This is a genomic window from Vibrio sp. 1457 (assembly GCF_033340195.1).
GTDB lineage: Bacteria > Pseudomonadota > Gammaproteobacteria > Enterobacterales > Vibrionaceae > Vibrio > Vibrio alginolyticus.
This window is the reverse complement of sequence record NZ_JAWOWA010000009.1, coordinates 1-24,792: the sequence shown is the minus strand read 5'-3', so window position 1 is coordinate 24,792 and position 24,792 is coordinate 1. Positions and strand designations below refer to the sequence as shown.

The 24,792-nt window shown below is 47.5% G+C and carries 17 protein-coding genes; 8 read left to right on the top strand and 9 right to left on the bottom strand.

All coding sequences use genetic code 11. The features are described 5' to 3' along the window. Nucleotides 1–22: 22 nt before the first annotated feature. Genes R7Z41_RS11455 through R7Z41_RS11435 form a run of 5 tightly spaced genes read right to left on the bottom strand, consistent with a single transcriptional unit; the run spans nucleotide 23 to nucleotide 7,271 of the window. Nucleotides 23–1,225: a type III PLP-dependent enzyme gene (locus R7Z41_RS11455; protein ID WP_318136364.1), complete on the bottom strand. Its 1,203-nt coding sequence runs from the start codon at nucleotides 1,223–1,225 to the stop codon at nucleotides 23–25. Then, nucleotides 1,218–3,047 (bottom strand): IucA/IucC family protein, encoded by a 1,830-nt coding sequence (locus R7Z41_RS11450; protein ID WP_225477258.1) that lies wholly within the window; start codon nucleotides 3,045–3,047, stop codon nucleotides 1,218–1,220. Before R7Z41_RS11450 ends, R7Z41_RS11455 begins: the two co-directional genes overlap by 8 nt. Next, nucleotides 3,019–4,224, bottom strand: a complete 1,206-nt coding sequence (locus R7Z41_RS11445) for an MFS transporter (RefSeq protein ID WP_005374702.1) — start codon at nucleotides 4,222–4,224, stop codon at nucleotides 3,019–3,021. The genes R7Z41_RS11450 and R7Z41_RS11445 overlap by 29 nt, the downstream gene beginning before the upstream one ends. Nucleotides 4,225–4,230: 6 nt before the next feature. After that, complete coding sequence (locus R7Z41_RS11440) at nucleotides 4,231–6,063, bottom strand: IucA/IucC family protein (RefSeq protein ID WP_203345546.1); 1,833 nt, start codon at nucleotides 6,061–6,063, stop codon at nucleotides 4,231–4,233. Beyond that, complete coding sequence (locus R7Z41_RS11435) at nucleotides 6,060–7,271, bottom strand: acetyl-CoA carboxylase biotin carboxylase subunit family protein (protein ID WP_005383468.1); 1,212 nt, start codon at nucleotides 7,269–7,271, stop codon at nucleotides 6,060–6,062. The genes R7Z41_RS11440 and R7Z41_RS11435 overlap by 4 nt, the downstream gene beginning before the upstream one ends. A 250-nt stretch (nucleotides 7,272–7,521) precedes the next feature. On the opposite strand from R7Z41_RS11435, the gene R7Z41_RS11430 reads away from it, so the two are divergent. The 6 genes from R7Z41_RS11430 (at nucleotide 7,522) to fecE (ending at nucleotide 15,611) form a co-directional block, all read left to right on the top strand. Next, nucleotides 7,522–9,558, top strand: a complete 2,037-nt coding sequence (locus R7Z41_RS11430) for a TonB-dependent receptor (protein WP_033906633.1) — start codon at nucleotides 7,522–7,524, stop codon at nucleotides 9,556–9,558. Nucleotides 9,559–9,678: 120 nt separating this feature from the next. Further along, on the top strand, nucleotides 9,679–11,817 hold the full coding sequence (pvuA, locus tag R7Z41_RS11425) for a TonB-dependent receptor family protein (protein WP_203345548.1): 2,139 nt from the start codon (nucleotides 9,679–9,681) through the stop codon (nucleotides 11,815–11,817). Nucleotides 11,818–11,918: 101 nt separating this feature from the next. Next, a complete protein-coding gene (locus tag R7Z41_RS11420; protein ID WP_225477262.1) occupies nucleotides 11,919–12,842 on the top strand; it encodes a Fe(3+) dicitrate ABC transporter substrate-binding protein FecB in 924 nt (307 codons plus the stop codon). Nucleotides 12,843–12,916: 74 nt separating this feature from the next. Then, nucleotides 12,917–13,876, top strand: coding sequence for a FecCD family ABC transporter permease (locus tag R7Z41_RS11415; protein ID WP_370687806.1), 960 nt, complete (start codon nucleotides 12,917–12,919; stop codon nucleotides 13,874–13,876). After that, on the top strand, nucleotides 13,873–14,844 hold the full coding sequence (locus tag R7Z41_RS11410) for a FecCD family ABC transporter permease (protein WP_005383459.1): 972 nt from the start codon (nucleotides 13,873–13,875) through the stop codon (nucleotides 14,842–14,844). Before R7Z41_RS11415 ends, R7Z41_RS11410 begins: the two co-directional genes overlap by 4 nt. Before the next feature lie 2 nt (nucleotides 14,845–14,846). Next, nucleotides 14,847–15,611: a Fe(3+) dicitrate ABC transporter ATP-binding protein FecE gene (gene fecE, locus R7Z41_RS11405; RefSeq protein WP_005383457.1), complete on the top strand. Its 765-nt coding sequence runs from the start codon at nucleotides 14,847–14,849 to the stop codon at nucleotides 15,609–15,611. Nucleotides 15,612–15,728: 117 nt separating this feature from the next. Here fecE and R7Z41_RS11400 read toward each other — a convergent pair whose 3' ends face one another. After that, a complete protein-coding gene (locus R7Z41_RS11400) occupies nucleotides 15,729–17,615 on the bottom strand; it encodes a methyl-accepting chemotaxis protein (RefSeq protein ID WP_025768674.1) in 1,887 nt (628 codons plus the stop codon). A 364-nt stretch (nucleotides 17,616–17,979) separates the two neighbouring features. Between R7Z41_RS11400 and R7Z41_RS11395 the strand changes: the two genes are divergently transcribed. Beyond that, a complete protein-coding gene (locus R7Z41_RS11395) occupies nucleotides 17,980–20,730 on the top strand; it encodes a M16 family metallopeptidase (RefSeq protein ID WP_151515257.1) in 2,751 nt (916 codons plus the stop codon). A gap of 88 nt (nucleotides 20,731–20,818) precedes the next feature. Here R7Z41_RS11395 and R7Z41_RS11390 read toward each other — a convergent pair whose 3' ends face one another. Both R7Z41_RS11390 and R7Z41_RS11385 read right to left on the bottom strand, forming a co-directional pair. Next, nucleotides 20,819–21,271, bottom strand: a complete 453-nt coding sequence (locus tag R7Z41_RS11390) for a polymer-forming cytoskeletal protein (protein WP_213895980.1) — start codon at nucleotides 21,269–21,271, stop codon at nucleotides 20,819–20,821. After that, nucleotides 21,175–22,128, bottom strand: a complete 954-nt coding sequence (locus R7Z41_RS11385) for a M23 family metallopeptidase (RefSeq protein ID WP_053307982.1) — start codon at nucleotides 22,126–22,128, stop codon at nucleotides 21,175–21,177. Before R7Z41_RS11385 ends, R7Z41_RS11390 begins: the two co-directional genes overlap by 97 nt. A 427-nt stretch (nucleotides 22,129–22,555) precedes the next feature. Between R7Z41_RS11385 and R7Z41_RS11380 the strand changes: the two genes are divergently transcribed. After that, the gene (locus tag R7Z41_RS11380; protein WP_225477264.1) at nucleotides 22,556–24,310 is read left to right on the top strand and encodes a hypothetical protein; all 1,755 of its coding nucleotides are present in this window, start codon (nucleotides 22,556–22,558) and stop codon (nucleotides 24,308–24,310) included. 81 nt (nucleotides 24,311–24,391) lie between these two features. Here the strand turns inward: R7Z41_RS11380 and R7Z41_RS11375 are convergent. After that, on the bottom strand, nucleotides 24,392–24,792 hold a 401-nt coding region (locus R7Z41_RS11375; RefSeq protein WP_318136363.1), incomplete at its 5' end, for an START domain-containing protein.

Below are 24,792 nucleotides of genomic sequence, written 5' to 3'. Positions count from 1 at the left end.
TGAGTAAAGCGAAGTATGCCGTTTAAAAATAGTGGAAGATCGGCGGTTCATGCATCAAGAAGTTTTGATGGGAGATGTTCCACGCATAGGCGCCCGCTAAGGTAAACACAACGTAATCACCAATATCGACGTGGGCGACGTGTTGATTGCGTGCCAGCACATCTTTGGGCGTACAAAGCTGGCCGACAAAGGTCGCTTGTGCATGCTGAATTGGATGAGAAATCTCATGGTGTTGCTCGCTTTTCAGGATGACGAATGGATGATCATGGCTCTGCGCCGCTGGCGTGCGGAAGTGGTGAGTTCCTCCGCGCGCGATGACAAAGTTTTCGCCAAGATTTTGCTTAATATCCAGTACTTCCATCACGTAATAACCGCATGCCGCCGTGATGAAACGTCCGCATTCAAAACGCAGTGTCCAGTCTTGCACTTGCTCTTTGGCGATGAGGAATTCCAACTTGTCGCAAAACTCCATCCACGGAAAGTGTTGCTCAGGGTTTTGGTAGTTAATCCCCATGCCGCCGCCCAAGTTGATCATCAGCTCACTGAGTTCGAACTCCTGCTGCCACGTTTTCACGACTTGGAAATAGCGCTGCATTAACGCTAAGTGACGTTCAACATCGAGCTGATGCGACATCAAGTGAAAATGGAAGCCTTTGAGTGACACTTGCGGGAAATCGCGCAGCAACATCAAAGCATTACTCAGCTCGGACTCGTCCAAGCCAAATGGAGTCGGCTTGCCACCCATCGCCAACTTGCTGAGCGTGATGTCGCCAATATCGATGTTCATACGCAAAAAGATCGAAGCAGGGCGGTTGAGGCGCTCGGATAGTGCTCCAATGCGTTGTAGCTCGGTGAGGCTTTCGACATGAATTGCATCAACATCAAGCTCAATCGCTTGTTGCAATTCACTTAGCATTTTTCCGGGGCCACCGAAGATCAATGGCTTATCGAGTTGTTGCTGGTGGAGGTGTGTCAACTCCCCGCCAGATGCCGCTTCAAAACCATCGACATACGGCGCGAGCGTTTTAAGAATCGGGCCCGATGGATTGGCTTTGGCTGCGTAAAATAGCTCGACATTTCTCGGCAAAACGTGACGCAGTTGTTTGATGTGTTCTTCTAAGGCGCTTAGGTCATACACGTATGCGCACAAGGGTTGACTTTGCTGCTGTGCGAGTGTGTGAACTTGTTGGCTAACGCGTGTCGGTAGAGAGAGGGAATTAGACATGTTGCGCTCCTTTTTCGTGTTGCTGCCAAGGCGTGGCGACTTGGGTATAGCCCGACTCCTTATCGGCTTTTTGCATCAAACGCGTGGTGAAATTATTTTTGCTCGGGAAGTGACCGCCATTCAGCAACGCTTCTAGTTCCGGCTGTTTTCCATTCACTGATTGCCAACGCACAATGGCACTTTGCACCGCATTCCATAGCGTTTGCTCTAGTGGCTCATCACCTTCTGCGATGAAGAAAATCGCTTCGCTGATGTTGTTGATAAAGGTGCAGTATCCGATGCGATTCCAGCCTTGTTCGCGACTGTAGTAAACCGATTGTCGCGCGCGTTCAGACAAATCAGTTAATGTTTCTGCTGGCCAGAACTCTGGCAGTAATTTAGTGCCTTCCAAATCACGAATCCAAACACAACACGGCATCTCTTGCTCAAAGCCAATCAAGGTGTTTTGCAAATGCGGCTCAAACGCCACCCCGTGTTTGAAGTAGTAATTAAACACGCCCGGAATTAGGCAATGCAAATAGCGCTCAAGCCACAGTGTCGCGATGTCGGAATAGCGATTTTGCGTAGTACGCGCTTTGTTTTTAAGGCGTTGAGCAATGCAACTGTTGCCGTTTTTGTCGTAAGCAAACAGAGCGCCAGCGAGGGTTGGTTTTAAGATATCGACTTCGCTCAGCGAGAAATTTTCGCGATACAAAATCCCAAACGATTCGCGCGCTTTGGTGTTGTCATCCCAATTACGCTCAGCGACACTTTCTAGATTCAATGTGGTGGCGTAAGGCTCTGTCATCACTTTAAATACGGGGTTGTGCAGCTGTTCGTTTTCTCGAATTGGTTTGAGAATCGACGTGAGCTGCACGGCGCTGTCGAGTTCGTACCACGCGTTTTTGCGCACGCAATTGGTTAATCGTACGTTGATGGAGAATTTCGCAAACCAATCCATATCTGGGTGGTAGAGGGTACGAACTGAAGAGGTCGGCTGCATCTTTTCACCACCTAAACTCAGTGGCGTGATCATGCCTTGTTCAATGGCACGCTTCACGCTTGGGTTGCTCAAAATGGTGTAGCTTTCCCAAGGATGACAAGGGTAGAGGGTCTTCCCATTGCTGGTGGCGTGTTGTGGCGCGAGCTGTTGTAGCATGTGCTGAGCAGGGTTAGCTTCTCCGTCGGAACTCAGCACATCAAGTAAGGACGTATCCACTTCAAACCAGTACAGCGGGACTTGCGCGCCGACTTCTGGAGAAAACGCCAAGAGATCATCCATGGTGACGCCCGAACGACTTTTTGGGGTCGGATGGAAAGTATGCCCCCAAATCAGAGACTGTTCCGAAGCGATAAACTCGTTGTGATGCGATTTGGGCGCGACGTTGAGAAACTGCTCGGTAACCAGCACGCTATTTTCCAGTTGTTCGATCAGCTCATGGTTAAATGGGATCGCCAATACCTGCTTGAGATAGTTAAGCAAAAGCGTAAGAGTTTGCGTGGCATCCAATTTCGCCCAACCAGATCCCGGCATTTTCGCCCACGGCAGTTCTGCCAATTTGATTTTGCCCAGTTTGCTCGCGTAGTGAATCGGCAAAACCAGCACGCCATTTTGTTGAGAAAGATGAACGGCTACCTGCTGCTTGGCGGAATAGTTGCGTTTTAACGTTTGGGGTAGCGATGTTGATTGGTAGTGCCATTCCACTTGTTGATTCGGCAGTGCAAATTCACGTAAGTAACAATTAAGAACACCCATTATCGTGTTGAGTTGGGCTTTCTCACGATTGAGCTGCACCTCATGCGCGCGCAACTCGCTAGTCTGAGAGGATTGAGTTTGTAACATGTTGATTTCCAAATTTTGAATGGAGAACCAGCGCGATCAAGGTGATTACGCTGACTATCGCAGAAAGTAGGAAAGGAACCTCAAGTAGCCCCAAGCTAGAAATGAAAGAAGCGCAAAATCCCGCTGCCACGCCACCCCATTTGGACATGGCATCAAAGCGAGAAAATACTTTGCCACTGAGTTTGCGATCCAGATTGCTCGCAAGATGCTGATGCAATCCGTGATAACAACACACCATCGCGATGCCGAAGATAATTCTCGCAGCAATGAGTGCGGTTTCGGACGCAATCAAATGCAAGGCAGAGCTCACGGCAAGCAATGCAAACCCAAGCCACAACGTGCGCAGCGGTTGATGGCGATTCAACCCATCTGACAACACGTGAATTTTTCCTGCCAGCAACAGATAGACGCCATGCGGCAGTGCGTACAAAAAACCGATCCATGCGTGGTTAGTGATGCCATATTGCTGCACAAACGGCGAGAAGTAAGGAAAGGTCACCACCATAGAAAACGCAAACCCGAATTGAGCAAAGAAGATCCAACGAATGGCATGCATTGCGTTTTTCTGTGCAACCGGTTTTTCTTGCTGAGGTTCTGAGTTTGGCTTTTCGAGGTTTTGGTCGGCGGGTTTATCCGCTGGCAGTGTTAGCGTGATGCCCATAGCAATTAAAGGCAAAACGCATAACCACAGGTACGCGTTGAGCGGGTTGGTCTCTGACAAGCTCCAGCCGAGCCCAATGGGCGCAACGATCAGCGCCAAGCGAGCAGATAGTTGGGTTTTATTGAGTGACTTGCCGAGTGTTTTGGCTTCTTTAATTTGACTAGATAAGTAGCTGTTCGAGGCGGCCATGGTGCCGCCAAAGGTTCCTTGAACAATAAGACCAAACACAAACATGGCGAGGTTGTCTGCCAAGCCGCACAGCGCAAACCCTGCTGCAAGGCCAAGTTGCGCACGCAAGAGTGAGAGGCGGCGACCGTAGCGATCGGCAAAGTTGCCCCAAAATCGCGCCGCCAACGCAGTACAAAACGTAGGTAGGATAAACAATACCCCTGCCCAGTCCGCATCAATGCTTGCGCCTAACGTTGGCAACACGACGGGTAGAAATAGCGGCATACCTAACGCGGCAAACGCAGCGATAAAGTGGCACAACAACACACTGTAGATGAGTTTGGTCATAATCGTTTAACGTACGCTTTTTTTGATGGCTTCTAAGTAGGCGCGTTGCGCTTCTTCGTTAGAAAGCAGCAAGAAGTTCGGAGCCGACAAACCATAGAACTTATTGATGTCACTCGCGCCGGAGGCTTCTTTCGAGAGCAAACTGCCAGAGCTCAACAAGTACTTGGCGTACAAATCAGGCGCCTCTTGCAGTAACTCGCGTGCCAGTTTTGTCTCTAACCCTTCGCCTTCCAATCGGTTGAGTTGCTCTGCAATGCTTTTGGCCACGATGGCGTAAAGCGATGCTGAAGAGGCAATGCCCTTCGCTGCCATAGATTCTACAATCGCTGCGATATCCAGTTGCAGTGTGATGGTGGTAAACATCTGACCGAGCGCCAATTCATTGTCGACTTTGATGCGTTGGTCGAGCAGTTCATCGCAATCCACTGGAAGTAGTTTTGCGCCGTGTTTTTGGGCTGCATGCTCTGTTGCAAAGTGGAAGCGCTCTGGCCAAATTCGCGCCGCGTCGTTGTCTTTCATCGCGAGCGTCATTTTGCCCTGTTGATCAAATGCAATGATGGCGTTTTGCTGGTTGGACTCCAATGCGATGCCATAACGAAGCCACAAGGTGAGGTGCACTTGGAATAATAGATCGACGTAATCTTGGAACCACGCCAGCGTATCTTGTTGATAGTAATGTTCTGCCAAATGTTCTAAGAACAAGCGGTCGTCAGGCATTGGGCTTGCTAGTGCTGCAACCGGAACTAACGCTTTGTCTTCGCAATGAGTAAGTGGGTACTCACGTACGATGTACGCGAAGGTTTTATCCTCGCCGATGTGTCCACCGTGTTTTTCGTTGCAATGGAACAAGCGACTGTTTAAATCGGCGTCCGTTTGTTCAAGGTGGCTGAGTAGGCGTTCAAACCAGTGGCCGTCATACAGTGTTGAAGGCTTGATTAAGCGAATATTTTTCGTGCCTAGCGATCGCATGATCAGCGGAACCTTGATGTGAATGTGCGGTGCCTCGTTGACGACCACAGTACGAACGGAAAGCGTCGGCGTCACGTCTAGATACGTTAAAGGCGCTTCTATCACACCTTCGGGTAAGGCTTCTAAAGATCGCAGGGTGAGCGGATGTGCAGGGAACAGAACGTGGCTCAGTGCAAAATCAGCAGGAAGCCCCACTTGCTCCATGGTTGGCCAGCAATCAGGTTGTCCGCTGGTTAATGTTACCAGTGATTTTTCAATCGCAATCCAATGCAGAGCAAAGCTTGGTGCAAACTCGGGCGCGTACTTAGCAAGGTCTTCATCGCTCAGACCAAACTTCGCCCGCGCAGTTGGATAGTACGGATGGTCAAGGTAAGAAGCGATCTGGTCGGCTAGCAGCAGTTTTTGATGCCAAGAACCAAGCTCGGATATTGGTTGAGAAATGTGGTCTGCATGATGATGAAACGCTTGGTCACACAGCGCTTTGTGTTTCTCTGCACATTCCAGTTCTTGAAGGTATCCCGCCAGCAACTCGTGAGAGCTCTCGTGCGCCAGTGTCGTTAGTAGCGCAATCCACTCTTTGTAATGCTGTTGATGCTCGACTTGGCCATTTTTCTCCACCCACCAACCTGGTGGTGTTTCGTCATTGGCGTGACCGTAGCGCCAGTGCTGCATGTAATACGTTGGCGCAACAGGTAAATACAACGTGAAATCAGAGTTGGCAAATATCAGCCAGACTTGCTCGTCTTGAGGAACAATTACCCCTTTTGGCGCGTCTCTACTGAACTTGGCCTTCGACAAAATGCCAAACATGTCTTCGCGCAAGCAAGTGTCGATCAATCGTTGCGTTAGATACAAAGCGTTGTCATTCATGCTGCCACCTCACGAGTCGGAGCGAGATCGAAATTGCTAAGCGCGTTCTGCAGCGCTTGGTCGAGGTTTCGCCCTGATGGTGAGACAATCGAAATTCGGGCGAGATAATCCTTATTGGAATAACTCTGTTGGAAGTGTTCTCCAGCGGTTTTTAGTACCTGTTGCTGGGTGATGATATCGTCATCGTGTTGGATGAACGACGTCGAACCTCCGTCAATCACACCACTGTGTTCCGCAACTACGTAGTGCACGTGCGCTGACCCATGAATTTGGTAATCGCCGTCCAATCTTCGACCCAGATGCAGACCCAAAATCGTGCTAAACCAACCGAAGGGAGCGAGATTGTTGAGCAAGAATTCGCGGCCATCTCCAATACTGCGGTAGTTAATTTCCACCAGAACCGGGCCATTTTCCGTAATAATAAATTCGCTGTGGCAAACTCCAAAACCAACGCCGAACGCTTTCAGTTGAGCCAAGCAAGCTTCTCGGTGAGCAATGCCGTTTGGTCCGTTCCAGTCTGCGGCGGTTTCGATAAAGTAAGGCGGCTCAGAGAGCGACACATCAAAACCGCCCACGGCGATAAGTTGGTTACCGTCTCCTAAAGTTTCGAGCGTAACCAACGGTCCTTGAAGAAACTGCTCCACCAGAATGGCGGCGTTTGGGTGCTTTTGCCAAAACGCCTCGCAGTAAGCATCGAGCTCGCTTTGGGAGTCACAGCGCTGTACATCTAAACTTGCCACGCCTTCTTTGGGTTTTGCTACGACAGGGAAGGCCATGCCTAATGCCACATTCGAATGGCGATGCAGCAAACAGCTTTGTGTGTTGGGTAAGGATTTTTCATTTAACACTTGTCGAGTTAAGTGTTTGTTTTTGGCCTTTAACGTGACAGACCAATCTTTGGATGGGAGGCCAAAAAATTGCGCGCAGATGGCGGTGGAAGTTTGTAAGTGATCACTATTGCTGAAAATAGCGTCTGGCTTTAATTCATGCTCCGTGATGGTTTCGATGAGTTCTAATGGGTTGAAGACATCACATTCTAGAATGGTATCCGGATTAAAGTGACTATCATGACTCGCCAACTCTAAATGGCTGAGCTTATGGTCGGTGATAAGAACGACGTGAAGGTCCATCGCTTTAGCTGCAGGCACAAAGCCGTGAGTGACTGCATCGTTAACGACATGACTTACGATAATCATCGTAGATTTCATGAGCTTTCCTAATTTTCTAACATTTTCTTCTAACGTTGATAAAGTCGCTCACGGTCGTCTTCCAATGTGCCTCTCTCGAGACGGAGGGCAGAAGTTTTAGTATTTATTGTTATGATATTTGGTTTTTTTTGTTGTTAGTTGTGTTTTTAGGGTAAATAAATATAGAGCATAAAATTAATATTGCAAATAGAAATAATATTTGTTCTTATTTCCATCCGTTGGCTTTATAACAACTAAACGGAATTATGGAATGAATAAATTATTGACCCTGACCCCCTTGGCGGTCGCGATTGGTTCTTCATTAGTAGCACCAAGCGCAGTGGCTTCAGAAGAGACGAACTCAACCTCATCAGCAACTGAAACGATTCAAGTCTTCGGTCATCAGTACGAAGGTTATGCTGAACACATGCCTCAATCAGGCACCAAAACCGATGTGGAATGGCTTGATGTGCCACAAGCGGTATCCGTAGTAACGAAAACAGAAATGCAAGACCGAGGCGCGGTGCGTTTAGTGGATGCGCTAGATGGGGTAGCCGGGGTCAATAACACCTTGGGCGAAGGCAGCCGCGATCAGTTCATGATCCGTGGTTTTGATTCACTCAACGATATGTACCGTGATGGCTTGCGAGATGACGGTACGTTGCAGTCTTACCGCAGCTTAGCGAACGTTGAACGCGTTGAAATTGTGAAAGGCCCTGCGGGTGCTTTGTATGGCCGCGGTTCGGCTGGGGGCATCATCAACTTGGTGACGAAACGCGCTAACGGTGAGAATTTTACTCACGTAAACGGTAGTGTAGGCAGCAACAACCAGTATGTTGGTCAGGTCGACAGCTCAATGGCGTTTACAGATAAGGTCAACGGGCGTATTAACTTGGAATACCGTCAAGCCGACTCGTACGTTGATCATGTTGATTCAAACGATTTCTTCATTGCACCGACCATTCGTGTGTTACCAGCGGACGGTCACACCATTGATATTGACGTGGAATACGCCCATCAAGAACTAGTGCCGTATCGTGGTGTGCCATCAAAAAATGGCAAGCCAGTTGATTTGCCAGTAAGCACTTACTTTGGCGGCACAAACGACTATCAGGAGTCAGACAGTCTCCGTATTGCGGTGGATTACGAATGGCGTCTGAATGATCAATGGGTATGGAACAACCGAGCGGCGTTCAACCATATCGAACTTGAGCAAAAAGGCACGCGTCAGGGCAAAGTGACGGGTAATGAAGTGTCTCAAACCGTCAACAACTTTGGTTACGATCCACGTACTACGACCACTTTACAATCTGAGTTGGTTTGGGAAACTAGGGACAATCAATTGATGGTGGGTGCTGATTTCAACCAGATCGATATCGACCTAACGTTGGCAAGTGACAAAACGCTTCCTCCGCAAAATATCTACGACCCAGTCGTTGGTCCAACGCCTGATCCGGGCTTTAAGCCATTTCGTGACAATACCACCACCACGACAGGTTTGTATGTGCAAGACGTCTATACGTGGGGTGACCTTTCTTTGATCGGTAACGTGCGTTACGACTCGATGGAACTCGAACAACAAAAAGCGGGCTCAGATAAGGAAAAATTGGATGATGACAAAGTCAGCTACCGTGCTGGTTTGGTATACCGCATCAATTCCGACACATCCGTATACGCCAGTTTAGCGCGCTCTTGGCAGTTACCGTACGCTGGTATCTACATCAATCCAAAATTGGCGGAATTCTTCCACACCGACTTAAAAGAGGTGGGTGCGAAAGCGTACCTTTTGGATAACGCATTAATGTTGAATGCGGCACTGTTCCAGATTGATCAAGAGCAACCACAAACTAACGTGGACGGCGATGTGATCGATAAAATTGAAGTGCGTCACCAAGGTATTGAATTAGAGGCTCGCGGTCAAATCACCAAACAGTGGGACATCTCTGTGGGTTACAGCTACTTAGATGCGGAAGACAAAGCCACAGGCAAAAAGCCTAACGATGTATCAGACCACTTGTTCTCTCTTTGGAGCACTTACCAATTGGATGACAACTGGCGTTTAGGCGGTGGTGTGAAGTACGTGGGCGACCGTTACGCAGGTAACGACGAAGCCGTCGCACTTGGCGATTACACAACGGTGGATTTGATGGCGGCGTACACCACTGGTCGTCACAAAATCCAAGCGAACGCTTACAACATTTTGGATGAGAAATACATTCTTGGCGCAACAAACGGCACGTCTGGCTTAAACCAGATTGGCTACGGCGCACCAGCCGAGTTCATGCTCAGCTACGGATATCAGTTCTAGGCTTTTTGTGCGTAGTTAGCGCCTGTTAGCCGATTTTTTCCTCATATTGAGGATGTTTAGCCCCGAGAGCCTACGGGATGTATTCTGCCCGAGGCTCAATTTCTCGCAAAGGAGATCTTAATGTCTTACCAGAATTTGGATGGTAAAGTGCGTGTACGTGCTGGTTTGTCTACCACTTACAGTGTGCTTGCGATTGCAATCGCTTCTGCCACATCCATGAGCGCGGTTGCCGCTCCTGCTAAGAAAGAACAAACTACCGCGATGGAAACCGTCGTTGTCACTGGTAGCGTGATTGGTAAATCTGAAATTGAAGACGTCAAAGAGTACCCAGGTGCTCGTACCGTCATTACCCGCGATCAAATCGAGAAAACCGCCGCAGGCTCGATTGATAACGCGCTACAGCGCGTGCCGGGTATTAAAGTTCAGGATGAAAGCGGAACGGGCGTATTGCCTAACATTTCCGTACGTGGTTTGAAAGCAAGCCGTAGCGGTCATGCTCAGTTCTTGATGGATGGTGTACCGCTAACACTTGCGCCATATGGTCACACTGGTCAGTCTATCTTCCCAGCAACACTGTCGATGCTTGATCGTATTGACATTGTACGCGGTGGTGCCGCAGTACAGTACGGCCCAAACAACGTCGGTGGTGTGATCAACTTAGTGACCAAACCGATTCCACACACGTGGCAAACTGAAATCAGTAACCGCCTTACCGTGTTTGATGGCGGTGATGCGCCGCTGAATGATTTTTACCTACGCACGGGCGGCTGGTTAAGCGACACATTTGCACTGCAGTTGGAAGGTAACTTCCTAAAAGGTGAAAGCTTCCGTGAACATTCCGATACGGACGTGAAGAACTTTCAAGCTAAAGCACAGTGGCTATTGAGTGACACTCAAGAGATTCAAGCATTCCTGCAACGTTACGATGCTGAAACGCAAATGCCGGGCGCACTTTCGCCACAAGATTACGAGCAAGATCGTCACAAATCGAAACGTCCTTACGATGATTATGAAGGTAAGTCGACGCGCTGGAGTGTTAAGTACATCCACGATTTGCCATTTGCCGACAGTGCCGAGCTAGAAGTGCTAACGTTTGGCCATAAGTCAGAGCGTCTTTTCAAGTGGGGCTTTAACAGCGCGGGTGGCCATTGGGCGGATCCGGCTCTGCCAGCGACGGACGTTCGTACCTCTCCACGTGAATTTACCGTGTATGGTATAGAGCCAAAAATGGCGATGTACTTTGGCGAAGGTAAATCCGTTACTCAAAACTGGATCGTGGGTACCCGTTATGTTAATGAAGACATTGACTACAAACTCACTCAGACTCCAATCGCCGGTGGTGCAACCAGCGTTCCGCGTGATTGGCATCTAGATACGGACGCGTTTGCTGGATACGTTAGCAACGAAATTGGTTTGTTCAATGATACATTGAAGGTAACGCCTGGGTTGCGTGTTGAGTCGGTTCGAATGACGTTTACCGATCGTGGTAAAAAACAAACGGCAGACAACACCGTGACGGAATGGTTGCCAGGTTTGACGGTGGCATACAACTTAACTGACCAGTGGGTGACGTATGCGAACGCGCAAAAATCACTTCGTGCGCCACAAATTGCCTACATCCGAGGTTTGGGTGAAGAAGGTAGCGAACTGGCTTGGAACTACGAAGTCGGCGCGCGTTACACCCAAGATGCGACCAGCTTTAACGCTGCACTTTATCGCATCGACTTTGAAGATCAATTGCAATGGCAAAGCTCAACGCAGACCTTCGATAACATCGGAAAAACACTTCACCAAGGCATAGAGCTTTCTGCTCGTTACGTGCCTGAAGCACTACCTGCACTGAGTTTAGGCGCAAGCTACAACTATCTAGACGCTACGCTTGAAGAAGAAGGCGCGAATAAAGGTAATCAACTGCCTTACACCTCTAAGCATCAGCTTGGTTGGGATGCAACCTACGCATTTTACGGCATGGACACCACGCTATCGGGCTTCTACTTTAGTGATTCGTATACCGATAACGCCAACACCAGTGCCGAAGATGCAACTGGCGCAACGGGTAAAGTACCATCTTACATGGTGTGGAACTTCAACTTGGGGACAGATTTATACAAAGACGACAAAGGCAAGTTACGCATGAATGTTGCGGTGAACAACTTGTTTGACGAGGAGTATTACTTCCGCGGGATTGATACAAGCCCAGTTGGTCGGTACCCAGCTCCGGGACGCTCTTACACACTGGATCTGAACTATCAGTTTTAAGCGTTTCGTTCACCGAGTTTGAAAAGAAAAGTCGCCAATTTACCTTGGCGACTTTGCCGATCTTAGGTAATGGAAAACTCTTAGCACTGGAAAAAAGCAAGATGAAAAATAAAAAACAATTTACGATCAAACACTTTTCAACCGTTTTGCTGATGCTGTTGAGCTCAGCTTTGATGTCATTTAGCGCATTTTCTCAGGCGCGCAGCGTGCAAGATGAGCAAGGCACTTTTGAGCTAGAAGCGATACCTCAACGTATTGTGGTTTTAGAATTTTCGTTTGTCGATGCATTAGCGGCAGTCGATGTCTCACCTGTAGGCGTCGCCGATGACAACGATGCCACACGAGTCATTCCTGCTGTTCGTGCCAAGGTTGGTCCTTGGCAATCGGTCGGCATGCGCTCGCAACCGAGTTTAGAGGCGATTGCGGTGCTCAAGCCGGATTTGATCATTGCTGATGCAGAACGTCATCGCGCGATTTATCAAGATTTGCAGCGAATTGCGCCAACTTTGCTGTTAAAAAGCCGTGGTGAGACATATCAAGAAAATCTCGAATCCGCACACAAAATCGGCGTGGCAATTGGCAAACAAGCGAAAATGACACAACGAATTGAGCAGCACAAACAGACAATGGCGGAGTTCAAACAGCATTTTGCAACACAAGAAACCATTCAGTTTGGTGTGGTTTCTGACAAAGGGATGTGGTTGCATAGCCCGGCTTCTTACGCTGGGGGCGTTTTGAGTATGCTGGGCATCCAAAGCCCGCTGGCTCCATCTGAGCAAAAAGCGTATATCCCAACCAGTTTCGAACTTTTACTAAAAACCAACCCTGATTGGTTGTTAGTTGGACTTTACTCTCAACCAAATATTGTGGATGAGTGGCGCAAAAATCCATTGTTTAAGTTGCTAACTGCTGCGAAAAAACAGCAACTTGTTGAGGTTTCTCCTGAACTGTGGTCGTTAAATCGCGGCATGTTGGCTGCGGAAGAAATTGCCCGCAATCTTGAAGCGTTATTGGAGCGCTCATGAGTGCGGCGATAAGCTCGGAAAGCGCGTCTTCGGTTAGCAAATCGCATTGGAAAGCGAGCTTGTTTGTCTGTGCTATGGCGTTGTGTACGCTCTCAGGCTATGCAGCCTCAATGATTGGCTGGTCCAACTTTTCTTTGAGCGTTAATGATCTGACAAGCTATTGGTTTGCGTTTGATGAGGGCAATATGCTGCATCAAATCCTCGCGACGCTGCGTGCGCCTCGTGCCTATGCTGGGTTATTAATTGGCGCTTCGCTTGCGGTATCCGGAGTGCTGATGCAAGGATTAACTCGTAACCCTTTGGCGTCGCCATCCATTCTCGGCATTAATGCTGGTGCGGCTTGTTTTATGGCCTTGGCGTCCATCGGCGTACCATTCTTTAGTCAATTGAACCCAATCATCAACGCAGTACTCGGCGCGCTACTAAGTGGTGGTGCGGTCATGTTGTTGGGCGGTTTTTTTTCCGCGCGTTCTCACCCATTGCGTTTAGTGCTAGCGGGCATTGCCATCAGTGCACTGCTGATAGGGTTAACTCGTGCGTCGGTAATTTTGGCGGATGACATGGCTTACAGCGTGTTGCATTGGTTAACGGGTTCACTCTCCGCGGTAGATTCTGAACAGTGGCAGCAACTGTGGCCTTTTGCGACTTTAGGTTTGGTGCTCGCCATGGGCTTAGCGCGAAACTTAAATTTACTCGCGTTGGGGGACGAAGTTGCTGTTGGGCTAGGTGGTAACATTCGTCTTACGCGATTTATCAGTGGTTTAGCGGTTGTGCTGTTGGCAGGAACTAGCGTAGCGATTGCTGGGCCAATTGGCTTTGTCGGGTTGTTAGTGCCGCACTTGGTACGCCCGATTGTTGGTCACAACTATCACATTCTCATTCCGGTTTCCGCCTTGTGTGGCGCGGCATTGGTGACGTGGTCAGATGCTTTATCACGCGCGATTGCTTTTCCGGCTGAAACGCCAGTGGGCGTGATTACCGCGCTGTTGGGCACACCTTGCTTTATCGCGATTGCAATGAGGAAATCATCATGATGAATCAAACCAAACTGTTTGCATTAGTTGGATTGTTGCTGATTGCGTCTTCTCTCACGCTGTTTGTTGGCGCGGCGAACATGTCGGCTCAACAGGTTTTTGCATTGCTGTTTTCTTTCTCTGACTCGGACTTTGTGATTCACCAATATCGATTACCGAGAATGTTGCTCGCCATTGGCGTGGGCGCTGGGTTGGGGCTGTCAGGCGTTTTAGTTCAAGGCGTCATCCGTAATCCACTTGCCTCACCAGATTTAATGGGGATAAGCGCCGGAGCAGGACTGGCCGCTACCGCTTGTTTGGTGCTGTATCCGAATGCGCCAGTGGCAATGTTGCCGATGGTCGCCATGGCGGGAGGCTTGCTTGCTGCTGGCTTTATTGCTGTGCTGGCTTACTGGTCGAAACCAACACCAGCACGTTTGGCGCTGATTGGTGTTGCTGTCAGCGCATTTTTAGCCAGCGGTATCGATTTTCTTCTGATTGTGCACCCTATCGAAATCAACACGGCGATGGTATGGCTAACCGGCAGTTTGTGGGGACGAAATTGGCAACAAGTGCCGTTTATTTGGAGTGCTCTATTGCTGCTACTACCATTGGCGTTTTGGCTGGCTTGGCGGCTAGATGTTATGGGACTGGGAGAAGAAAGCGCCACTACACTTGGCACGAAACCAAGACAGATCCAAATTCTTGCGTTGATTGCTGCCGTGCTATTGGCGAGTATCAGTGTGTCTGTGGCAGGCACGATCAGCTTTGTTGGCCTGCTTGCGCCGCATCTTGCGCGTTTGCTGTTTGGCCACAACCACAAGTTGTTGATTCCAGCCGCTGCAACCCTTGGCGCTTTGTTGGTGATTTGCGCCGATGGTTTAGCGAGAGGCTTACAGCCACCAATTGAACTACCAGCGGGAGTGCTGACATCTGTTATTGGCGCACCATATTTCATTTTTCTTTTGTATCGTTATAGAGGTTGGTAAGCATGTTACGAACGCAGAACTTATCCGTCGCGTACGGCAAACAGACCATCATTCCAGATCTCTCTTTGTCGATTCCTCAAGGTAAAATTACCGCGCTTGTTGGCCCAAATGGTTGCGGTAAATCGACACTATTAAAAACCTTGGTACGCATCAATAAACCCGCTTCTGGCCAAGTATTGTATGACGACAAACCTCTAAGCAACTACGGTGATAAACGCTTGGCGCGTTCGTTGTCTTTGCTGCCGCAGATTCTTGTCAGTCCTGAAGGTATTACCGTCAGAAAACTGGTCGAATATGGCCGCTCGCCTTATCTCTCTCATTGGGGCCGGTTAAGTCAACAAGACAAGACCTTAGTCGAGCAAGCAATGCAAGATACTGGCGTGATTGAGTTTGCTGACAAGCCAGTTGAATCGCTGTCTGGCGGTCAAAGGCAAAGGGCGTGGATTGCGATGGTAATGGCTCAAGATACCGACGTAGTGATGCTTGATGAGCCAACCACTTACTTGGATCTCTCTCACCAAGTTGAGCTGATGAAACTCATGAGGCAGATGAACGACAAAGGCAAAACAGTGGTCGTAGTGCTGCACGATCTAAACCAAGCGTGCCGTTACTGCGATCATTTGGTGGTGTTGGAAAAAGGTCAGTTAGTCACGCAGGGAACACCGCAAGAGGTACTGACAGAAGGTATGTTGGCATCGGTGTTTGATTTACAAGCGAGAGTATTTAACGACCCAATCTCAGGCACGCCGATGTGTGTGGCGGTGTAGGTTTACGTCTTTCGAAAGCTATCTGCAGTAAAAACGTCGATCCATAAAAACAAACCCCGCTAGTAACAAAGTCGCTAGCGGGGTTTGTTGTTTTTAAGAGCGTCCTTAATGTGGCGTTTAAGCCAGTTTAAACGTTGCCACTTTCGAGTTGAGATCCTCAGCTTGCGATTTCAGCTCAGCAGATTGATTCATCGATTCTTCGGCACCAACTACCAAGTGATCGGTCACATCTTTAATGGACGTGACGTTTTGCGTGATTTCATTGGTTACGTGCGTTTGCTCTTCGGCGGCTGTCGCAATTTGCGTTGCCATATCGCTGATCAGCGCAACGGCCGCGTTGATTTCATCCAGAGCCAGTGCTGCGCGATCTGCATCTTCCACCGAACCTTGCGCGAGCTGAGAGCTTGTATCCATGATGGTCACGGCGCGTTGTGTGGTTTGCTGCAAAGTCTCGATCGTCGAGCGAATCTCTTCGGTTGAGGTGTGTGTGCGTTGTGATAGCACGCGAACCTCGTCTGCAACAACGGCAAAACCGCGACCTTGTTCACCTGCACGCGCCGCTTCAATCGCCGCATTCAGAGCCAGTAAGTTGGTTTGTTCTGCGATGTCTCGAATCGTTGATAGTACGGTTGAGATGTCTTGCGCGTGCTGGTTGAGCTCGCCGATGACAACGCTCGCTTGGTTGACTTCAGAAGACAAATTGTTGATGGATGACTTGGAGTTGATCACTAACTCATGACCATTTTGTGTGCTCGCTGAAGAGTCTTGAGCGGCTTTAGCCGTCTGCTCTGCATGTGCTGCAATCTCTTGCGTTGCCGATGCCATTTCAGTCACAGCGGTCGCCACCATCGTGATTTCTTGTTGCTGATGGTTCAGATCGGAAACCGATTGATTCGCGCGATTCGTGCTCAGCTCCGATTGTTGGCTCAGTTCTTCCGCTTGGTGACGAATGTGACCAATAAGTTGCTGCAAACTTTCAACGAACTGGTTGAAGTTTTCAGCCAGCTCACCAACTTCGTCACGGTTTTCTACTTTGATGCGTTGAGTTAGGTCGCCGCTGCCGTTTGCGATTTGTGCGAGCGCATTCGAAACGTTGTAGAGCGGACGGAACAAGATGTTACATAGCAGATTAAACAAAGCTACGCAGATAACGACGACGATGGTGGTTGCGATGATCTGATCCCAAACAGCATCGTAAAGTGGGGCAACCAACGAGTTTTGATCTAACACCGTCACTGTTGTGAGCTTGGTACCCTCTATGTGGCGCGCGTAAATCACATATTCGGTGCCGTTAATAGAGACGCGACGCTCTGTACCTGAACGTGCGGCAGACGTAATGTCGTTGTTGTTGAGGCCTAGCTTGCTAACCGGTTGATTCAGCAGTTTACCGTTGTTATGAGTGAAAATATTGCCCTGTTCATTGGCAATAAACATATAACCTTCACCCGGTAGGATCACTTGGTTCAGACTGTTCAGGATATCACCGATCTCTACGTCAGCACCCAGAACGACGGTTTGACCATGCAATTGCAGGGCTTTACCGAGCGACACCACATTCGCACCAGTTGCAGCAGCAACGGTCGGGTTATCCATAAAGACTTTCGATGGATTGGCAATGGCGTTGGTGTACCAGCCCCACTTGCGAGGATCGTTATTACCTGGTGGCAAAACCACCCCATTAGCGTTGTCTTGTGACCCGTCCGGGTAAGCGAGGAAAACGTTATCGAACGCGCCAGAGTCTCGGACTTGTTTCAAATGCGTAACCAGAGAACGTTTCTCTGAATCAGAAGAGAGTGAAGTTAGTGCGCGCTCTTTAGAGAGTAGCCAGTCCTTTACGTATTGATTGTAAGATGCGCTAGTGCTTTCTAGTCGCTGTGCGACTTCGACATCGAGCCTGTTTAATGAATCTCGAAAAGACAGCCCCTCTACCAGCACTCCCCCTAGAATGATGGCGGCACTGGCAGAGATTGCCAGTTTGTTTTTTAGTGATAGATTTTTGAACATAAAGCGAATAATAGATCTTTGAATAATAGTTGTTGTGTTTTTATTCTCATCAGTACTCTCTGTGCTGTTGAATATGCAGCAGAAAGTCAGATTCGAATCTGTTCAATAATTATATTTTATTGCTCAAAATAAATACTGACTCCATGTCGCGAATTTGAGTTTTACATCAAATAAGCAAAAGGATTTGGAACGATATTTTTTATGTATTTGTAAAGTAAGGATTTGTCGATTTTTGTAAATGAGAATTGATTTCAATAAATGGTGATCTTTATCACATTTGCGTGTCTGATAATCCATTAAAAATGTGAAGGTTATAGCACCGGATATATATTGATTAGCTTAATCATTGTTATGGGCAATCGTTATGCGCAGTATATTGTTAGTCCCCGCGTTATTAGTGTCAGGGTGTGCTCTGATACAACAGTCGACGCCGATTCAACCTGACGCCAACTGGCACGTGGACCAGTTATCGAACGGTATGAAATACCATCTTTATCCAACAGAAGACCAAGAAGTCTCGGTCCGTTTGGTGATGAATATCGGCTCATTCCAAGAAACATCTTCTCAAAAGGGTTACGCTCACTTTGTTGAGCATATGGCGTTTAATGGTAGTGAACATTTTACCGGTAACGACGTTGTCAAACTTTTTGAGCAATCTGGTGGTAGCTTTGGCGCTGATATCAACGCTTTTACCAGTTATCAGCAAACGTCTTACCAACTTGACCTTGCGAATAATACGAAGCTAGAAGATGCCCTGAAGTGGATGAGAGATATCGGTAACGGACTTGAGTTTGCTCCTGAGCAAGTAGAGAAAGAAAAAGGGGTGATTCTTGGGGAATGGCGACGTGCTAATCCAGATGATAAGTCCTTTTCTATGCATGCTTACCAAGCCTCGATTGAAGGCACTATGTATGGTGAACATGACCCAATTGGTACTCGCGAAGCGATTCAAAACGCTTCCTCGAGTAAGTTAAAGGCGTTTTACGACAAGTGGTACCAGCCACAAAATGCCGAGTTGATTGTGACTGGTAATATCGACGTAGATTCACTGTCCAAGATTATCAAAAGCAAGTTCTCGAACTGGGAAAGTACCTCGGATACGGTAATAGAGAAGCGCCGTGATATTCGAGTGAACAACGAAAACAGAATCTTGCCAAGTAACACGATGGAATCACCAAGTCTTCATTTAGTGATTGAGCGTGGTCTAAGTGGCAGCGCGACGATTGAGCAACAACATGAAGTGTGGCGTGATGAAGTCGCAACACAACTCATTCAACAGCGTTTGATCCGTGTACTCAGTGATGCCGCTGAACCTTTTCAATACGCTTATGCAGAGCCCTATTACTCTAACTATCAGCGTATGATGTCGGCAGGGATTTCGTTTGCACCAGATCGCCGCGAACAAATGCACCAGACTTTCATTCGTACCTTGGCGTCGTTAAGAGATTATGGTGCGACTCAATCCGAGTTAGATAGCGTTATGTCAAATTGGCAAGGTGAACTTGCAAATATTGATTCAGATTGGAGTCAGCGTAAGCCAAACAGTTACGCAGAAGCACGTGTTTTTCAAATTGGACAAGACAGTGTCAGCCAATCAAAAGAGAATTATGCCCAGAGTTTGGCAGAATTCATCAACAACGAGAATTTAGAGAGCATTAACACACAATTGACGGCTTTGTTATCTCAGCAGCCAAGCTTTTTTATTGGTTTGGGGAAAAGCGAAACGTCAGAACAGTTCAATGGTGTATTTGCCGCTCTAAACAGTGCCTATCTTCAAACTGGCGAAAAACCGTTAGAGATGTATGACAAAGTGGATGGATTCTTAAAGCCTACCCAGGAAGGCAGCATCACGAGCATGCGTCAGGAAGCGGGTGGTTTTCAAGTCTATACGCTATCAAACGGTATCGAAGTGTGGTTCCAAAAAGATACTAAAGCGGGTGGTCGAGCGTATATTTACTATGCGAGCCAAGGTGGTAAAGCCGCTGTTGATCCGACGTTGTATGCCGCTTATGAAATCGCAGCAACAACGGCAATACGCAGTGGGTTAGGAGCATTTTCTGGTTCAGAGCTAGATAGCTACTTACGCAAAAACAACATTGCGCTTGGCGCGATGCTTGATGCGACCAGTCACGGAGCTCAAATTACGGCGCCAAATACGCACCTAACTGATGCTTTGAATGGACTATACAACCTAGCGACGGAGATTAAAGTCGACGAGCGCCAGATGGCAGCAGCGAAGCAAGAGTTTAAACAGCAGAGCGGCGCTTTTTTTGAATCACCGATGGGAAAACTGATTCAAAAAGCAAACGGCAATTCTTATTTGCCGGGGAGTCGTCATCGTATAGTGTCCAGTGATGATGTTGAACAAGTGACTTCCGAGCAGGTACTAGCGGTGCATGAGCAACTTTTCAAAACCAATGATGGTTTTAAGATGGTTATTGTTGCAAACGTAGAGCCGGAAGAAATTACACCACTTTTGCGTAAGTATGTGGCCTCTATCGAAATGAAACCGAGTCGTTCGATTGATTATCACGTTGCGTTTAACCCGGAAGTGCCGGAGCGAACTGTGGTTGCGGATGGGCATGAACCTTCATCGTTGTATGTAATGCGTTTGACTAATACGAGCGATTACCAACGTACGGCAAGAGACACGGTTATCGAAGATATTTTGCAACGTATTAGTAATGCACGTGTTTTGGATATTGTGCGAGAAGAGTCTAGCCTTGATTACAGCCCGAGCATTTACACCATGACACAAGATCGCGAACCCATCTCTGATTGGCTCTTGGAGTCTCAAGTTGAGCCCGAAGACGTGGCACTTTTAGAGAGTAAACTGGGCAAAGTGTTTGATGGTTTAGCGTCAAATATTACCCAAAAAGAAGTGGATACGGCCGCGAAACAACTGGCAGTCGCGATGCAAGGATTGGATGACAACCCAGCACAGAGATCATGGGCATATACTCGTTATTTGGTGCATGATTACGGCGTCGATGTGTTGCTTGACGTTGAGAAAGTGGCTAAGAGTGTGACGTTAGATGAAGTGAAAGCGCATGCAAAATCAGCTTTTGGTCCACAAGCAAAACGCTCGGTGATGGTTTTAAATCCGGCCGAATAATCACGTAGTTTCTGACGAAAATCGTGGCAATAGTAATAAAAAAGACGGCGTGAAAGCCGTCTTTTTTAAGCACTTTAATCAGAGCGTTTTATGCTGATTTACGCGCAAGTCGCTTTTCATTGTTGGTGTTGTTTTCTTTTGTGATCGCACTGTCTTGAGCCTTACCCTTTAACGTTACCACTTCCTTTTCAGGTAATTCGGCTGCTTCACCAAAGAATTTGCCACCAGGTTCAATGCTGAGGTTATTGCTCCAGATCCTACCGCTTACGCGTCCCTTGGCAAGTACTTGAATGTGTTCTGCGTGACAGTTTCCGTCCATCATGCCATTAATGATCAGCTGTTTAGCGTAGATTTCACCGTTTACTCGCCCGCTTTCTGCGACAACGAGAGTGCCTTCCACGTTAACTTGACCATCGACGATGCCATCAATCTGGACATCGTTTTCTACTTTGAGTTCTCCGCTAAGAGAACAGCCTTTGGCGATGAGAGTTGAAGCTGCTGAGCTACTCGTTGTTCCACTGTTTTGATTAAAGATTCCCATCGTATTCTTCGCTCCTTAGTAAAAATGTCTTCGAAATCATTAAGGCTCCAATCGACAAATGGTTTCGGATTCAGTGCTCGCCCAACAAATCGCACCTCGTAATGCAGGTGAGGGCCAGAAGAGAGCCCACTGTTGCCGGAAATTGCAATCAGCTGCCCTTTTTTGACGAACTGACCACTTTTTACTTTGAACGCTTTCAAGTGCGAATAAGAACTCGAAAAACCGAAAGAATGTTGCAGCCTGAGGAAGTTACCAGAGCCTTTATTACTGCGGCGGGTGACTTCCACTACCCCATCGGCGGGGGCATAAATTTTGGTGCCGATATTTACGGCAAAATCGAGCCCACGATGCATCTTGGCAACTTTTGTCACCGGATGGATACGCTTACCGAATCCGGAAGATAGCCGTACCTTGCCGACTGGAGAGCCACTTGGTATTTGGTTTAATAACACCATGCGAACGTTTGAGGTTATCGCCGCCGCATCGAGCCTAGCATCCAAGTTATTTGTCGAGGTATGTTCTCCAACCCCAAGCACTTTCTCTAATTCCCCCAAACGTTCCGAAACAAGTTGTACCCGTTCTTCACGTTCTGAAAGGTCATTTTCTAGCTCTGATTTAAGTGTTTTCAGTGTGCTGAGTTCTTCACCCATGGTGCGTGAATGCTCTGTCAATTCAGCTTGTTTTAACGCTGCATTATCAACGCGAGTGTACAAGTGATGAATTAAGATTACGGTCGCGGCCAGAGCAACAACAAAAAAAACGAAAAACGTTTTTATGTTGCGTTGCATCCTTTTACTGAAGTACCAATGTCTTGAGCCATTGATAGTTGATATAGAGATCGTCAACTGGTCTTTCATCGTCTTCTATTGCTCGTATTTGGTATACGTCTCGTCACTGAGTTAGTAGGAATGTAAGGAAAACGAGTAGGGACTGCCAGAGGCAAATTGGAAAGAAGTGTCAGGTCGTGAGGCGTTTTCAGATATTAGATAAAAGACTCAATAAAGATTTAATATTCTGCTGATTTTGGTCGTAATTACTCCAAATCGCTTCATTTAACTGAATATTATGATTTTTAAGGCGGTTATCCGAGAAATTGGATTGTGAATATTGCCAATAGCATCCGCACGCAATTCAACTTACTTCACGGTTTGCCTTATAAATGTTGGATAATTTATCAAACCGACATTCATTACATCGATAACTTGTTTATGATAGCGGTTGATATAAAGCACTATTCATTGGCTTTAAACCTAAGCGTTACATTTCGTTTAGGAACACATAACTATGACAACGGAGTTGGTCGTGAAAAAACTACTATTGGCTACAGCAGTGGTCGCAGCTGCAGGGGGCGCTGGCTACCTGTACCAAAACAATACTACCACAAGTGATGCAGGCTCACTGTTAACGCAAGTTCCTGCAGATTCACTTATGGTGACGTATCAGACAGAACCTTTTAACCATTATAAATACATGAACGCATTCGGTACGGCGAATCAAGGCTCGATTGCAGAACTTTTTGCCGATGAACCACTGTCTCCACAACAGCAGTTTGCAGTTAACTTATTCGATGGGTACCTAGAGAGTGCTGCGTCGCCAGAAACATTAAAAGCTTATTTGGGCACCGGGGAAAACATTAATCCTGTGTTGTACACAATTGGTATGGTACCGGTGTACAAAGTGGATATTGAAGACCCTGCCGCGTTATGGAAAACACTGGATCATGAAGAGCAGATGAGCGGCGCTAAGCATGAGTTGGTTAAGCTTGGTGACGTCGAGTATCGTCGTTACGAGATGACTGATTCAATTGACCCGCAGGACGGTATTGGCTTGGTTGTAGCCGTGGTTGATAACGTGCTTACGTTAACGGTTGATGTTCCGCAACTGGGCGTTCAAAACCCGATTAAAATGGCATTAGGGCTTGAAGCACCAAGTCAAAATATTGCTGACAGTGGACGCCTTGAGGCGTTGCAAGCCAAATACGGTGAAAACAACAACTCTTTTGGTTACTTTGATCATCGCGAAGTGATTAAAGGTTTGACGACGAAAGATGGCAATATGTTTGCTCGTCAAATCAGCACGTTGGATGCAATAGATCCTGAACCAACTATTGAGGAAATGCGTTCACCAGCCTGCCATACTGAGCTCACTCAAGTTGCAGAAAACTGGCCTCAGTCCGTCGCGTTTGCAGAATACAAGATGAAAGGCGATCAGGCGTTCATTAAAGGTTCTTTTGTTGTTGAGTCCAACAATAAAGTGATTCTAGATGCGCTCAAGTCGATTCGTGGTGTATTGGCTGAGTCTAAAAGTGATAAGAGTTTCTTTAGTATGGCGCTTGGTTTAGACATTAATACTCTAGCGCCATCGATTGGTCAGATTTGGGCTGACTTGACCCAGCCTCAATATCAATGCTCTTTATTGACACAAATGCAGCAAGAGATGGGCGGCCAGAATCCAGCAGCCGCTGTAAGCATGGGGTCAGGCATGGTTAATGGCCTTAAAGGGTTAAGCCTGCAAATGTTTGATATCAAAGTAGATACTAATGCTCAGCATGGTGAAGTATTTAGCCAGCTAGATGGTATGTTGTCTCTTTCTGCCAATGATCCAATGATGCTTATTCAAACTGCGCAAATGTTCGTTCCTGAACTTGCTCAATTGCAAATTCAACCGGATAACCAACCTGTTAATGTCAGTGACCTATTAGAAATGCATACTGGCATGAAGGTGGACGTGTTTGCTCGTCTAAACGAAAACCATTTCACCCTTTACAGTGGTGATAGTGCTGCGGAAGCAAGCAAAGAAGTGATGGCGCAATCACTTTCTCCAAATGGCTTGTTCAGCTTTGATTTTGATTCAGAGCGTATTTTGGAAGTGTTAGAGAGTGCGTCGTCAATCACAGGGGAGCCGGTTCCGGATGATGTTGTCAAAAGCTTACAAGGCGAGCTTGTTGGTGGTATGACGATGGACGTGACAGACCAAGGTATTGGTTTTGAGTTTGATTACCGCGGTGCAACTAAACCTGTAACGGTTGCACAGCAGTAACACATTGCGTAGAAAAAGGCGGCTTGAAGCCGCCTTTTGTTATTATGTACCGTATTAAAAAGCGAGTGGGAAGAGCGACGCTTACTCATCTATTTGAGGATGAGAGTATTGCTGATATTCAGGTAACTCTTTTCTTAAATTACTAAATGTCGCCCATGCACTTTCTTTTGAGAGTTTGTTGATCAGCCAGTTTGGCAATAGACCTCCGGGGTCAGCAAACGCCTTGTATTCCACGAGTGTTGTATCGTTTGTGAGTTTTTGTAACTCCCAAGTCGCATCAACCGAGCGAATTCGAACATAACCATTTTGTTCAGCAAGATATGAGTCAGGTGCGCTTTTGATTTCTATGGTGAATCCCAGCTCATCGACCCAGTACTTTGAGTAGGTGACCATATCCCGATTTTTGGCAGGCCATGGTGCTTTAAACTGGGTGTAAACGATGTTCTCGGTGGCCGATATCTGATTTAAAACCCGGCTATGAC